The organism is Psychrobacillus sp. Z3-81 (assembly GCF_056620325.1).
Map to the genome: position 1 here is coordinate 17,011 of NZ_JBWQPU010000014.1, position 13,974 is coordinate 30,984.

The 13,974-nt window shown below is 36.3% G+C and carries 11 protein-coding genes and 1 other annotated feature; of the genes, 4 read left to right on the forward strand and 7 right to left on the reverse strand.

All coding sequences use genetic code 11. The features are described 5' to 3' along the window. Positions 1–145 precede the first annotated feature (145 nt). Both AC1ECF_RS14200 and AC1ECF_RS14205 read right to left on the reverse strand, forming a co-directional pair. Positions 146–1,228: a hypothetical protein gene (locus tag AC1ECF_RS14200; RefSeq protein WP_480390092.1), complete on the reverse strand. Its 1,083-nt coding sequence runs from the start codon at positions 1,226–1,228 to the stop codon at positions 146–148. Between the two features lie 542 nt (positions 1,229–1,770). Continuing rightward, positions 1,771–2,043, reverse strand: coding sequence for a hypothetical protein (locus AC1ECF_RS14205; RefSeq protein ID WP_480390093.1), 273 nt, complete (start codon positions 2,041–2,043; stop codon positions 1,771–1,773). A gap of 312 nt (positions 2,044–2,355) precedes the next feature. Between AC1ECF_RS14205 and AC1ECF_RS14210 the strand changes: the two genes are divergently transcribed. Continuing rightward, on the forward strand, positions 2,356–3,000 hold the full coding sequence (locus tag AC1ECF_RS14210) for a helix-turn-helix domain-containing protein (RefSeq protein ID WP_480390094.1): 645 nt from the start codon (positions 2,356–2,358) through the stop codon (positions 2,998–3,000). A 66-nt stretch (positions 3,001–3,066) separates the two neighbouring features. Next, complete coding sequence (locus AC1ECF_RS14215; RefSeq protein WP_480390095.1) at positions 3,067–4,329, forward strand: tyrosine-type recombinase/integrase; 1,263 nt, start codon at positions 3,067–3,069, stop codon at positions 4,327–4,329. 101 nt (positions 4,330–4,430) lie between these two features. Here AC1ECF_RS14215 and AC1ECF_RS14220 read toward each other — a convergent pair whose 3' ends face one another. The 3 genes from AC1ECF_RS14220 to tyrS form a co-directional block, all read right to left on the reverse strand. After that, a complete protein-coding gene (locus AC1ECF_RS14220; protein WP_480390096.1) occupies positions 4,431–5,177 on the reverse strand; it encodes an alpha/beta hydrolase in 747 nt (248 codons plus the stop codon). Positions 5,178–5,383: 206 nt separating this feature from the next. Then, positions 5,384–5,632, reverse strand: a complete 249-nt coding sequence (locus tag AC1ECF_RS14225; protein WP_480390097.1) for a DUF3006 family protein — start codon at positions 5,630–5,632, stop codon at positions 5,384–5,386. 304 nt (positions 5,633–5,936) lie between these two features. Then, complete coding sequence (gene tyrS / locus AC1ECF_RS14230; protein WP_480390098.1) at positions 5,937–7,202, reverse strand: tyrosine--tRNA ligase; 1,266 nt, start codon at positions 7,200–7,202, stop codon at positions 5,937–5,939. Positions 7,203–7,294: 92 nt separating this feature from the next. Continuing rightward, positions 7,295–7,492, reverse strand: a binding site (T-box leader). 99 nt (positions 7,493–7,591) lie between these two features. Between tyrS and AC1ECF_RS14235 the strand changes: the two genes are divergently transcribed. Further along, positions 7,592–10,501 carry a transglycosylase domain-containing protein gene (locus AC1ECF_RS14235; RefSeq protein ID WP_480390099.1) on the forward strand — a complete coding sequence of 970 codons (2,910 nt, stop codon included), beginning with the start codon at positions 7,592–7,594 and terminating at the stop codon, positions 10,499–10,501. 169 nt (positions 10,502–10,670) lie between these two features. Here the strand turns inward: AC1ECF_RS14235 and AC1ECF_RS14240 are convergent, their stop codons facing one another. Beyond that, positions 10,671–11,231 (reverse strand): hypothetical protein, encoded by a 561-nt coding sequence (locus tag AC1ECF_RS14240; protein ID WP_480390100.1) that lies wholly within the window; start codon positions 11,229–11,231, stop codon positions 10,671–10,673. 200 nt (positions 11,232–11,431) lie between these two features. Next, the gene (acsA, locus tag AC1ECF_RS14245; protein WP_480390101.1) at positions 11,432–13,150 is read right to left on the reverse strand and encodes an acetate--CoA ligase; all 1,719 of its coding nucleotides are present in this window, start codon (positions 13,148–13,150) and stop codon (positions 11,432–11,434) included. A 170-nt stretch (positions 13,151–13,320) separates the two neighbouring features. Between acsA and AC1ECF_RS14250 the strand changes: the two genes are divergently transcribed. Continuing rightward, positions 13,321–13,953, forward strand: coding sequence for a GNAT family N-acetyltransferase (locus AC1ECF_RS14250; protein WP_480390102.1), 633 nt, complete (start codon positions 13,321–13,323; stop codon positions 13,951–13,953). Positions 13,954–13,974: the final 21 nt, after the last annotated feature.

The following is a 13,974-nucleotide window of genomic DNA, read 5'->3' on the forward strand; positions in this document are numbered from 1 at the left end:
ATTAGAACTTCGGTTCTACCTCTATCTAAACGTTGATTTATAGCCATTGTTGTATAATGCCCATTATAAACCCACTAAGATATTTCTATCTTTTATTTACCCAAAATAACCATATTTACTTCAGCATAAAATAAGCGTTATTGAACTAAAATTCGTTAGTAAGACTTTTAATCCGACGTGCAATTTTTTCAATATCGTCCATACTTTCATAAGATTGAATGTTAATGGCATTAGAAATAGCTTCTCTTATTGTATATATGTAATTACTAAATATAGTTCTAATTAATCTATCCGGGTATTCAAGTTCCTTTTTAATTCGCTGCTGTAGGTGGTCATAAAAATTAATCCCATTGTTATTATAATGAATCATATTTCTTAGAGTTTTCATCTCATCTTCAAGTGTATTTTCGTACTCAGCAAGTAAATAATTTAAATTGTTTAAGTTCGAGTTAATCCAATAATTTTCAAGTTCAGGCCGATTTTTAATATCCAATAAATTCCGCATTGTTTCAAATAACTTTGTGGATGTTAAACGTAATAAGATGTATTTATCAAAGTTTAGTTTTGGTGAATGATAGTCTAAGTGATTTTCTAGCCAAATGCAGGTAGTTAGTTCATTTTGAACAAGAAGAAGTCGAGTTAGAAATACATTATATGTTATATCATTTGTAAAAAATCTCTGATCCCAAATATCCTTTTGAATATATTCTTTTTCATTAAGAATTAGTAATGGTTTAGAGTCTAAATTTATAGGTTTATTAATATAATATAGAACTTCCTGTAATATTGAACCAATACTGGATGTGAAGCTTAGAGTAGTTTCTTTATCAAATTGATTAAATAAAGGGGTATCAGCGAAAACGAAAGTAGGAAATAAAGTAGTGCTAGCCAAAATCTGATTATCTAGATAAAATCCTAGATTATCTATATCGCTCCCAAAAACACTTTTATGTCCATTTAGAAGTTTATTAAAGGTTTTTCTGTTTTTTAAACCTTGATTAGACTTCACCTTATGACGGACTTCTTCAATCACTTGCATATGTAGTAAATCAGATTGAATAACCCCATCTTCTTTCAATACTTTATTAGTTTCGTAAAGAGTTATACAAATATCACGGAAAAGAGAAAAAATAGGACCTGAGGTAAAATTGTTAGTAGACTGTCCTTCTATCAATAGTTTTCTTAATCCTTGTAAATCGTGATTTATAGTTGTTAAATAGTTTTTCATATTTAATCCCCCACATTTTACAGAATACATATAATTGTATCATTTTTCCATTCGAAACATAAGAAAAAGCGAGACTTCCTTTTAAGAAGAATCGCAGATATTTTGAATCACTATTTAAATATTGCTTTTGCGAGCCATTTCTGACCGCAAAAATTCGAAGTCGCTCTTTCTGCATAATATGAACCAATAATTTAGAGAACTCAATTCTTACACTATTGATTTCTCGATGATAGATTCGAAAAGCTGCATGGTTGATTAACTGTTCAAAAACCACTTCATATACAGACACCTGATCGACTTAAGTTATAGAAGTAAAGGGGCTGCTTCCTGCAATCAATGAACAATTTGGTTAAGTATGTGAAAGAACGTACTTAAACTAATGTGAGCTTTAGTATAATTAGACAATAAAGCAAACGGAACTTCCGGTATATGGGAGTTCCGTTTGTTATTTAAATACATTATCAACAACAAACTTTAAAGACATCTTCTTTACCATTATTTACATTTTCAAGTCCATGCTCGCTCTCCCAAGCATATAAATTTTACTCCCATTCATTAATTATCTGTTCAATAGCTTCCATTGTCGGCTTATATAGCCAATATCTCTTGCGTGACTTCCTACGTTCATATTGCTTCACTCGAGGATCATTTAGGATAAACTCTTCTAAATATCTTGATTTCATGCAAGTGATTTTCATTAGCTTTTCCAGGTCTATTAAGAAAAAATATTCGCTTAAATGCTCGTCAATCTTATTCATGATATAATCCTTCATAATCTTTTCATCAATATCAAGTGAAATTTGGGCTGGAATCATATATTTATCTCCTATCTTTTTAGTTACTCACATTAACCCGTTTGGTATCTAAATAACTCTTTATATCAAAATTACCCCATTAAGACTTGTAATCAATGAGTTGCCACTATCTCTTTGTACTTAATTCACTTAACGATTTTCCTCAAAACACTATTTCGTCTCTGGTCACTTCCTCCAACAAAATTTCTAATATTTGAATTAATTATAAAGCCACAATTACACTCTGTCAACCACTATCAACCAAATTCGGTTGACGAACAACCAATGGGGTGATATATTGTTAATACGAAATAATTAGAAGGAGTGCTAATAATGACAGACTTTGGAACGGTTATCAAAGAAGGAAGAAAAAGAAAAGGTCTATCCCTAAGGGAACTTGCTCGAAGAATCGAAATTTCACATCCATATCTCTCTCAACTTGAAAACAATCGTAATAACAACCCTTCCCCTATAATTATAGTAAAACTTGCTAAATCCTTAGATATACCTGTAGGTATCCTAATACACTTAAGTAAAATTGATATTGGAATAGAATTAATACCACCTGAAACTATTGATTTAAATCTTACAGATAAAAACCTTTATGAAAGCCTAGATTGTTGGGAAAATTTCTTAGACTATTACCGAGTATATAAATATGGTAACAATCAAAACCAGTTAGATTCCACAATACAGGAAGAAGCACATAACCTATTTAGTTATTTTAATCAGCTCAATAGTTTTACTAAAGAGTTTAATTATATAGGGGAAATGCATAAAGATACTGGAAGCCCTAAAACTGATTTATCAGATGTTACAATACCACTTGAAGATATGTTATCAAGCCAATATGGTGTTACTATTAACGGCAGATTATTAAGCAATTCAGAGAAGATTAAAGCTTTAAGTCTCTTAAGATTAGTATTTGAAGAGAATAGTGTAGAAGATAATCCTAAAAGTTCAGGTAAATACTGGTGATAATTTAAAATATACATCCTAATTCTTATTCGCTTCCACCATGCAAAGAAAGAATGGAGATGCAAAATGACATTAAACAGGTCTAACAAAGAACCCGGTGTTTACTCTTACTACTCTAGAAAAGAAAAGTTATGGATGTATCGTTACAAATATTACGACGAGTTAGGAAAAAGAAGAGAAAAAAGTCGAGCAAAATTTAAAACCGAACAAGCTGCTATTAAGGCTCTAATAGAAGTCAAAGCAGCTCTATTAAATGGTCATGTTAGACAAGTGGAGCATGACCAACTTACAGTGTCAGAATGGGTAGATATTTGGTTCGAATCCAATAAACACAGTTGGAAATTAACTACAATTAAACAGCGTGAAATGGCTATAAGATTGCATTTCAAACCACTGTTAGGTCACTACAATCTACAAAAACTAGACAAATCTACTTATAAAAGAGTGTTTATAAACCCTCTATTAAAGCGTTACAAGGTTTCTACCGTGCAGTTGCTCCACAAGTTGTTTAAAGTTGCTGTTAACTCAGCAGTAGATGACGAAATTCTTGCTCGCAATCGTTTTACAAAAATAGCTATCACAAACAGCAAAATTGACCAATCAAAAGAAAAGCTTAAATATTTTAATTCTAAGCAATTGGTAACTTTCCTTGATTTCGCAAAAAAAACTGTACCTTTAACTCCATATATGGCATTATTGGTAATTAGCTATTCCGGGATACGTAAAGGAGAAGCTTTGGGCTTAGTTTGGGAAAACCTTAACTTTGACAGAAACACGTTAACTGTTATGCAAACAAGAGACAACAAAGGCTTAAGAACACCTAAAACTAAAAATAGCTACCGGACAATATTAATGGATCCTAACATTATGAAAGAACTTAAAGCATATCGGGCTTGGTGTGAAAAAACAATGCTCGATTATGGTCTAAAATATTCCGATAAATCATTTGTATTTATTTCAAGTCAAACTGGAAAACCTTATACAGATAATGGTCTTCTTTATTCATTGAGACGCGTAATAGAAGCAGCCAATGTATCTGTAAAAAACAATGGGGATGAAAAATTGCCTGATATCACTATACACGGATTACGCCACACTCACGCTACCCTGCTTATGTTAAACAACGTAAATGTAAAAACAATTGCGGAACGACTCGGCAATACTCCAGATATGATAAATAATATATACGGGCACGTACTTGAAGAGATGGAACAAGAGTCAATGATAATCTTTAGTAAGACACTAGAACAAAGTGGGGCTGAATTTGGGGGCAACTCTTTGAATAAACCTCAAAACCATCTACACGACAACGATTCGTTCGACAGTTGAGTTCTACTCTCGTTAATTAAATTGCTCACTAGTGAGCATAATAAAACCCCTAGAACCCTTAAAAGGAGTTCTAGGGGTTTTCTGTTTCCTACTATAGAAAGTTATATTCTTTCTTTCATAAAAGCAATGCATTTTTGTGCAATTTCCTCTTTGTCGTTATCAAGAGTTGCCACATGATAGCTTTCTTTTAATTCGACTAAGGTCTTATCCTGAGAGGAGATAGATTCGTAAATAAGATCAGAATTTTGTGGAGGAACTACATGATCCTCTTGTGATTTAAAGATTAGTGCTGGTGCAGTGATATGACTAAGCCTACCCTTCACTTCATTGGTTAAAGTAATAATGTCAGCCATCGATTTAACAGGTGTCTTAGAATACGCTAACTCTTTTACTCCCTCTTGTTTAATATCAGAGCCGATTCCTTCTACAAATCTAGTATTTGATTTGGACAACAACTCATAATTGCTTATAAACTCTGGAAGATCAATAGCAGCATTTATTGGCATAATCCCTTTAATCTCTTGGTTATTTTCAGCTAAATATAAGGTTAGCGTACCACCCATAGATAAGCCACACACAAAAATACTTTGACAAGTTTCCTTTAACTTATCAACACCCTTTTGGACATCCTCTACCCAATTTTCATAGCTAGAAGCTTCCATATCCTCTGGATCTGTACCATGACCAGTTAGACGAGGACCAAATACCGTATAGCCCGCCTCTGCTATTCTCTCTCCTAAAAATCGCATACTTTGTGTAGAGCCCGTAAAACCATGAATGACTAAAACGCCAATTTCATTTCCCGGAAAATAAAAAGCCTCTGCTTCTTTCATTACTTCATATTTCATAAATCCTTTCCCCCCTTCCATACAAATTCCTCTACATTTTACCATATATAGAAAATGGAGCATCTGAAAAATCTTTTTGAGACGCTCCATTCGCGACGAGGATGGTGGCATGACTATGCAACCTCCGCAGGAGCACAACAAATAGGTTTTCTGCAAAAGAAAAAGGGCGTACCATAAGCTTTCTACTTATGGCACACCCCAAGAAACTAGTTATTATCCATATTCTCAATTAAATCTAGCAATCTTTTTCTCTTTTCATCTTTTTCTTCTTTGAGAAGCTTAATATTATATCCTGATTTTTCGTCATTAATGCTGATTTCCAGTTGATCTCCTTCTTTCGCATCAATCGTGAATTTCTCTTTCAGAATGACAAGCTTATCTGACTTATCATTTTTACTAAATAAGATAACAAAAAAATCATCAAAATGGTCTAAAACGTATTTCTTCGGTTCCATTTAGAACCACACCTCGTTTCCGCTCTATTTATAAAACAAAATAACAAAAAGTTATTTGTATTTGATAGCTATTTTCTTTCTTATTCTTATTTTATACTATTAACCACTTACTTTTCATCTATTATGATTAGTGTTTATTTATTCTCTATTAAATAATAATTTTCCTTCTTAATTAGGAAACTTTTTAAAAAAACTTTAAAAAAATTATATAATTCATTAACTTTTTCCTAAAATTATCGAGAATTTCTAAATGAAATGAACAAAAAAGCTACTTCTTAATTATTTTAAGAAGTAGCAATAAGAATTATATAAATTTAATCATTTTATAATTTTTCTTTCCTCGACGTATAATCATAAATGTATCATCTAAAATATCTTTATTACTTATAATATATCCAATATCTGTAACTTTTTCTCCATTTAGAGAAATTGCACCGTTCGTTACATCTTCTCTTGCTTGACGTTTGGAAGGAGATACTTTAGCTTCTACAATAAAATCAACTATATTCTTCTCTTCTTTACTCATTTCAACTGACGGAACATCCTTAAAAGCGTCCTTCATTTCTGCAGCAGTTAAATCTTTTAAGTTGCCACTGAACAATGCTTGAGAGATTCTTTTTGCTTGCTGTAATGCTTCTTCACCATGAATTAACGTAGTCATTTCTTCAGCCAATGTGATTTGTGCCTTACGAAGATGAGGCTCCTCTTCCACCGTTTTTTCTAATGCTTCAATTTGTTCTCTTTCTAAGAAAGTAAAGATTTTCAAGTATTTCACTACATCCGCATCCGCAGTGTTAATCCAGAATTGGTAAAACTCGTATGGAGAGGTTTTCTCTGGATCTAACCAAACAGAGCCAGAAGCTGATTTTCCAAACTTTGTACCGTCTGCTTTTGTAACTAAAGGAATGGTAATACCAAATGCTTTCGCTTCTTCGTCCTTTGTTTTACGAATTATTTCTAGCCCTGTTGTAATGTTCCCCCATTGGTCAGACCCACCAACCTGAACTCGACAGCCATGATGCTCATAGAGATATTTAAAATCGATCCCTTGAATTAAGGTGTAAGCAAATTCCGTAAAGGAAAGACCTGAATCCAAACGAGATGCAATAGAGTCTTTCGCAAGCATGTAATTGATATTAATTAGCTTTCCATAATCTCTTAAAAATTCAATTACAGACATTGGCCCTATCCAATCACGGTTGTTTACCATTTTCGCACCGTTATTAGCATCAAAGTCAAAAATCTGCTCCATTTGCTTTTTAATCCCTGCTACATTTTTATCTATTTGCTCAACTGTTTGCAGCTGACGCTCCTCTGATCTACCTGAAGGATCGCCTATCATACCAGTTGCTCCACCTACCAGCAAGATAGGCTGATGTCCATGTAACTGAAAACGTCTAAGTGTTAAGAGCGGAACGATATGACCAATATGCATGCTATCAGCAGTTGGATCCACTCCACAATATAGAGAAATTTTTTCTTTTGATAATAACTCCTCCATACCTTCTGCATCTGTTTGTTGATATAACAAACCTCTCCATTTTAAATCTTCCAGTAACGCGTTTGTCATTTTTATTCCTCCTTTAAATTATCGTTAGCAAAGCTTAAAATGAATGATCAGCGTACTCCTTCTAAATACAAAAAGTCCCTGCATAAAAAGTATGCAGGGACGCTTCAGTCGATTAGCGCGGTACCACCCAGCTTGAAGGGAATTCCCTTCCGCTTTGCTCACTTGTATCGTTGTGACGACGTTTAACTCCAAGCCTGTAATTCGTAATTATACACTGACTAGCTTGCACCAACCGCTAGCTCTCTATACAGTATGCATAACAACTACTTCGGACTCTTCACCATTAAAAGATATTCCTATTTTACCTAATCTGATACGGTTGTCAATAAGTATCGTCTTCTAATATATGTCTATGTTATAATATGGTGGATGTGGAGGTAGAGTGATAAATGAACAAATGGCTCGAAAAATTAAAAATATATAAAGACAAATACGACGCTTGGCAAGCGACAAAATGGGCAAAAGGATTACGAGTCTCAGGAAGCGTAATCTGGAACTTAGGCCTAATTTTTCTAGTTGTAGGAGTGACCTTAGGAGTTTTTGGAGCGTCAGTTGCAGCTGGATATTTTGCCTCCCTCGTAAAAGATGAACCTCTTCGATCGAAGGAAGAAATGAGAAGTGCGGTTTTTAACTATGAAGAAACCTCCGAAATCTATTTTGCCGGAGATATATACTTGGGTAAACTTCGAACGGATTTGGAAAGAACAGAAACCAAGTTGTCTGAGGTTTCTCCTTATGTAATAGATGCAGTACTTGCAACGGAGGACGAATACTTTGAAGTGCATAACGGAATTGTTCCTAAAGCTATTTTCCGTGGTCTCCTCCAAGACGTAACAAATTCTGATACCCAGACTGGTGGTTCTACTTTAACCCAACAGCTAATTAAAAATCAGATTCTTACGAACGAGGTTTCCTACGAGCGTAAAGCAAAAGAAATTCTATTAGCAATGCGTCTTGAAAAGTTTATGGAGAAAGACGAAATATTAGAAGCCTACCTAAATATTATCCCATATGGTAGAAATGCGAATGGAAGAAATATTGCAGGTATAGAAACAGCAGCTCAAGGAATTTTTAATGTGAAGGCAAAGGACCTTACCCTTCCTCAAGCAGCTTATATTGCTGGTATTCCACAAGCTCCATTCAAATATACTCCATTTAAAAATGGTGGAGAGCTAAAGGAGAACGAATCCCTCCAAGCCGGCATTGACCGTATGAAAGTAGTACTTTTTAGAATGAAGGAAACTGGATATATTTCAGACGAAGATTATAATACAGCCTTAAAATATGATATTACAAAGGATTTTAGAGAGCCTGAGGTTCTTCCAGAGGAAAAATATCCTTGGCTTACAGTGGAAATTGAAAAGCGTGTTGTCGACATTTTAAGTAAAGAGCTGGCAAAACAAGATGGTGTTGATCCAGAACGCTTAGATAAGGAAGCTAGTACGAAAGAAAAATATACAATCATGGCTAAGCGTGCCGCAAGCACTGGTGGTTATCGAATCCATACAACAATTAATAAAGAAATGTATGAAACAATGCTCAAGGTACGAGATGAATTTGAACTGTATGGAGCCACTTATACGGATAGAGAGGTAAAGGATAGTGTAACAGGAGAATTAGTGAAGAAGGATTTCCCTGTACAGGTAGGGGGCATGATTATTGAGAACTCTACCGGCAAAATATTGTCGTTCCTTGGTGGAAGAGATTATAATCTAGGGCAGTATAATCATGCAACACAAGCAAAACGTTCGATGGGATCTACTATCAAACCGTTACTTGTATATGCCCCTGCATTAGAATATGGAGTAATTGGCGCTGGAAGTCCCGTAGTGGATGTGAAGTTTGAGTATAATGATCACGGAACCATCTGGAAACCAAACAACTACACGGTAAGTCAAGAACTGGGTATTATCTCTGCCCGTCAAGCACTGACTACATCTCAAAACCTTTCTACCATTCGTTTGTATGATCTCATTAAGGATCGTAAGCCGACTGATTTTATGACAAAAATGGGATTTGACCATATTGGTGAGAATGAATATGCAAACCTAGCACTTTCTATCGGTGGTATGAATAATGGAGCCACGTTAGAAGAAGTAACAAACGCCTATGGTACATTTGCTAATAATGGACAGTTTATAGAAGGTTATATGATTGAAAAGATTGAAGATGTAGATGGGAATCTCATATATGAGCATCAAGTAGAACCTGTAGATGTATTTAGTCCAGAGACTGCCTATATTACAACAGATATTCTAAGAGATGTTGTAAAAACAGGTACAGCGAAGCTTGCTGGCTCTAGACTAAAATTCCAATCAGATTTTGCGGCTAAGACTGGTACTACACAAAATCACAATGATTCTTGGCTTATTGGTTATAATCCAAACATTTCGATGGGTGTATGGCTCGGATATGACGATAATACGATTACATTAAACCGCTTGAACAACCGCTATGGTCATCCAAGTACTAGGATCAACACACTTTGGTCGAATATGATGAATGCAATGTATGAGGTAAATCCAGACTTAGTCAACGGTCCTAATAAATTTACACAGCCCGAAGGAGTCGTATCCAAATCCTTCTGTGGTATCTCTGGTTTAGCTGTCTCTGACGCTTGTCAGCAAGCAGGATTAGTGAAAACTGATTTATTCAATAAAAACGTGATGCTACCTACAGAGCCAGACGATAGCTTAATTACTTCCTCTTATGTGGTGATTAAAGGAAGTAGATACAGAGCCCTTGACTCAACCCCAGCTGAGTTTGTTGTTAGTGGTGGTCATGGTGTGAACCAAGAATTCATCAGTAGGATGCTGGGAAGATTAGGAGGAGATGCAAGTAAGCTTTTCCCTAATAATTCTTCGTTTGCAAGCAATGTAGTTTCTGAACAGGTTTTTGAAGCAGATACGGCCCCTCCTGCTCCTGTAACTGTATCGATGTCCGGCAGCACCATTTCATGGACAGACTCAGCTTCAAATGATGTAGTGGGCTATAGAATATATGAACAGATAAATGACAGCTGGTCTTTCATAGCTACACAACTAGAGGCACAAGAGAACAGTTATACTTTAGGATGGCCAGGAACATTTATGGTAGTAGCAGTTGATATTACCGGTTTACAATCTGGCGCTTCTAACCAAGTAAACAACCTACAGTTTATCCCTACTCCATCTGAACCAACGGATGAAGAGGAACCTGAAGATGGTAATCCAGAAGATGAGATAACTAATCCAGAGCCGACTGACCCGACCGAACCACCTGATGAGGAAACCCCTCCTGAAGAGGATACAGAAGAATAATGGAAAGCAAAAGGGGGGGTGTCCCATAAGTTTTTTACTTATGGGACACCCCCTTCCTTCTTAGACAGATATCTGCTATATAGCATTGCTCCTGCGGTGGTCGCATCAAAATGCCACCACCGCAGGAGCAAAGGGGCGTCTCAAAATGACTTTTCAGACGGCCCCTTTTCTATTCCTCTACTACTTCAAATATTATTTCTCCTTTTAGGTTGTATCTTTTTTCTTCTCCATCAATCACGAAGTCAGTTACAGCCTCAATCTTATAGATACCTGGTGGAAAATCATCTTCCGCCATGCGTTTAAATTCTTCTTCTGAATAGGGTTCCCCTGTATTCCCATCATGATAGGTTCCACCCGAAAATGAGTAAGTATCTGTGATAGTTTCTCCACTACTCATTTGACGAATTATATATGGCTCATTCATAGCACTCCCAAAGTGGTAATCCTTGGATACATTTGTCGTGCTAAGCGCCACCCAGGAACCACCGTGACCTATTACAATATCATCTTCACCACTATATGTTAGTTCAGCAACAATATCTAATGGCTCTCCTTCTTTATACTGTGCTTTCTCGCTCTTAAGTCGAAAAGTAAACCCATCCATCTCGGACTCACTTAACGGCACCAATTCAATGGAAGCTAAATCAACCTTTCCATTCACATTTTCCTGATTTGTCCCACAACCAGCTAATAAACCCACTACTAAAAGCACCCCTAAAAAGAACCTCATTCCTTCTCCCCCTTTTATAGAGTAGACATTCTTTTTAAGGAAATGGTTACATTCATTTAGTAATTTCCATTACAATTTCTTCTGATATTCTAGAGCATGTGGAAGGTTTAAGGGAACTAATTGTTCGGAAATCCATATAAAAAAAGAGCACATGAATGACATTCTTTCATGTACTCGCTAATATTCGTATTTTCTCTCTATTAATCTTCCATTGTAGAAAGATCGCCCGTTGGTAATTGAAGCTCCCATGCTTTTAACACGCGACGCATAATCTTACCACTTCTTGTTTTCGGAAGCTTATCCTTAAATTCAATCTCTCTTGGAGCGGCATGAGCTGCTAGACCCTTTTTGACAAACTGTTGGATTTCCTCAATCAACTCTTCCGAAGGCTCATATCCTTCGTTTAACGCTACAAAAGCTTTAATAATTTCTCCTCGAACAGGATCTGGCTTCCCTATTACCCCTGCTTCTAATATTGCTGGGTGCTCGATTAGCTTACTCTCGACCTCAAAGGGACCTACTCGCTCTCCAGATGTCATTATCACATCATCTACTCGTCCTTGGAACCAGAAGTATCCGTCATCATCCATGTACGCAGAGTCTCCAGAGAAATACCACTCATCATTAATAAAATAAGAATCATACTTCTCCTTGTTCTTCCATACTTGACGCATCATAGATGGCCAGCCTTTCTTAATCGCTAGGTTCCCCATGGTGAATGGTGGAACTTCATTGCCGTTATTATCGATAATTGCGGCTTGGATCCCTGGTAATGGTTTCCCCATGGAGCCAGGTTTTATTGGAAGACAACCAAAATTACAGATCATTTGCCCGCCAGTCTCTGTCATCCACCAAGTATCATGGATGCGCTTGTTGAAGACCTGCACACCCCATTTAATAACCTCCGGATTCAAAGGTTCCCCTACTGATAATACATGGCGCAAGGAGGATAGGTCATACTTTTTCACAATCCCATCGCCCGCTCCCATCAGCATTCGAAAGGCAGTAGGTGCGCTATACCAAACAGTTATCTTATAATCCTCGATTGCTTTATACCAAGCATCCGGAGAGAAACGACCACCTAAGATAAGCGAGGTAGTGCCTGTTAGCCACGGACCAAATATTCCATAAGAAGTTCCAGTTACCCAGCCAGGATCCGCTGTGCACCAATATATATCGTCATCTCGAATATCCATGACCCACTTCATTGTTTGATAATGAAGAACCATTGCATAATGTACATGAAGAATTCCTTTTGGTTTTCCGGTAGACCCAGAAGTATAATGTAAAATAAGTCCGTCTTCTTTATCTACCCACACCATTTCAAATTCCTCTGATGCTTCTCCTAATGCTTTATTAAAATCCACAAATTTGTCTGTTTCTTCGATACCCTCACCAACCAGATACACTGTTTCTAGCGCAGGTAATTTATCTAGTGGAATCCTGCTTAATAGTTCAGGAGTAGTAACGATCGCCTTTGCTTCACTATCCATTAAACGGTCATATACTGCCCCTTCCATAAACGCCTCAAATAACGGACCTACTATTAATCCGTTTTTTAGAGCACCAAGCAACGCAAAGTAAAGTTCTGGTGACCTTGGCATAAAGATAAACAAGCGATCCCCTTTGGTTAAAGTAGAACTGTTTTTGAAAACGTTTGCAGCTTTGTTTGACCAGGCTTTCATCTCGTAAAAAGTGTAAGACTCTTTTCGATCTGCGTCTTGATAATAAAGAGCAATCTTGTCTTTCTTATCAGACTCTGCATGTCTGTCAATAGCTTCATAAGCCATATTGACTTTTCCAGTTTCATACCATGAAAAAGCCTTTTCTGCGTCCTGCCAATCAAAGCTCTTAACAGCAGCATCATAGTCTTTTAATTGATACTCCGCCTCTTTTACTGGTAACATTTCGATTTTCATCCCTATTCACCCTTTCTATAACTTTACTCTTTTATTCTACAATACTTCCTTGAATTTATGCCAATGTTTTAACTTTTTTGAATGTTCCGTTACATAAATGGAAGAAATCGCTTTCTCTCTCCTATTTCATGTATAATAACAACAAAGAACTTATATTAGGTGGTGAATGTGTGGAACATAAAAAAACGTATTATGCTGTTGAAAAGGAAACAAAGAATGGTCTTGTAATCATTGAGGGTCCCGTTTCTTCTGAGCAGCTGGCAGCTTTAGAATTTCATCAAGATTTAGTTGCCTTTCGTGTTCCTGAACAACAGCATAAAGCTCTTGTGGAAATAGCAAAATTACCTGAGGGTAGAATTATCATTGTAAGAAAAGAGCATATGATTGTAGGTTATTGTACATTTCTGCATCCTGATCCATTAGAAAGATGGTCTCAGGGTAATATGGATAACCTAATTGAACTTGGTGCTATTGAAGTGATTCCATCTTTTCGAGGAACAGGAGTTGGAAAACAGCTATTACGTGTCTCCATGATGGATGATGCAATGGAAGATTACATTACCATTACAACAGAATATTATTGGCATTGGGATCTAAAAGGCACTGGACTAAACGTCTGGGAGTATCGAAAAATGATGGAAAAAATGATGCAAGCTGGTGGCTTAGAATATTTTGCCACAGATGATCCAGAAATTAGCTCTCACCCGGCAAATTGCCTAATGGCTAAAATCGGGAAAAGAGTCGATAACGAATCGATTGAGAAGTTCGATCAGCTGCGGTTTATGAATCGCTTTATGTATTGAGTGGTTAAACTTTCACAGTAA

Bases quoted from the DNA above. Each gene is read 5' to 3' on its own strand.
- AC1ECF_RS14205 (WP_480390093.1), bottom strand. From the start codon at position 2,043: ATGATTCCAGCCCAAATTTCACTTGATATTGATGAAAAGATTATGAAG.
- AC1ECF_RS14210 (WP_480390094.1), top strand. From the start codon at position 2,356: ATGACAGACTTTGGAACGGTTATCAAAGAAGGAAGAAAAAGAAAAGGT.
- AC1ECF_RS14225 (WP_480390097.1), bottom strand. From the start codon at position 5,632: ATGGAACCGAAGAAATACGTTTTAGACCATTTTGATGATTTTTTTGTT.
- AC1ECF_RS14220 (WP_480390096.1), bottom strand. From the start codon at position 5,177: ATGAAATATGAAGTAATGAAAGAAGCAGAGGCTTTTTATTTTCCGGGA.
- AC1ECF_RS14235 (WP_480390099.1), top strand. From the start codon at position 7,592: ATGAACAAATGGCTCGAAAAATTAAAAATATATAAAGACAAATACGAC.
- tyrS (WP_480390098.1), bottom strand. From the start codon at position 7,202: ATGACAAACGCGTTACTGGAAGATTTAAAATGGAGAGGTTTGTTATAT.
- AC1ECF_RS14215 (WP_480390095.1), top strand. From the start codon at position 3,067: ATGACATTAAACAGGTCTAACAAAGAACCCGGTGTTTACTCTTACTAC.
- acsA (WP_480390101.1), bottom strand. From the start codon at position 13,150: ATGAAAATCGAAATGTTACCAGTAAAAGAGGCGGAGTATCAATTAAAA.
- AC1ECF_RS14240 (WP_480390100.1), bottom strand. From the start codon at position 11,231: ATGAGGTTCTTTTTAGGGGTGCTTTTAGTAGTGGGTTTATTAGCTGGT.
- AC1ECF_RS14200 (WP_480390092.1), bottom strand. From the start codon at position 1,228: ATGAAAAACTATTTAACAACTATAAATCACGATTTACAAGGATTAAGA.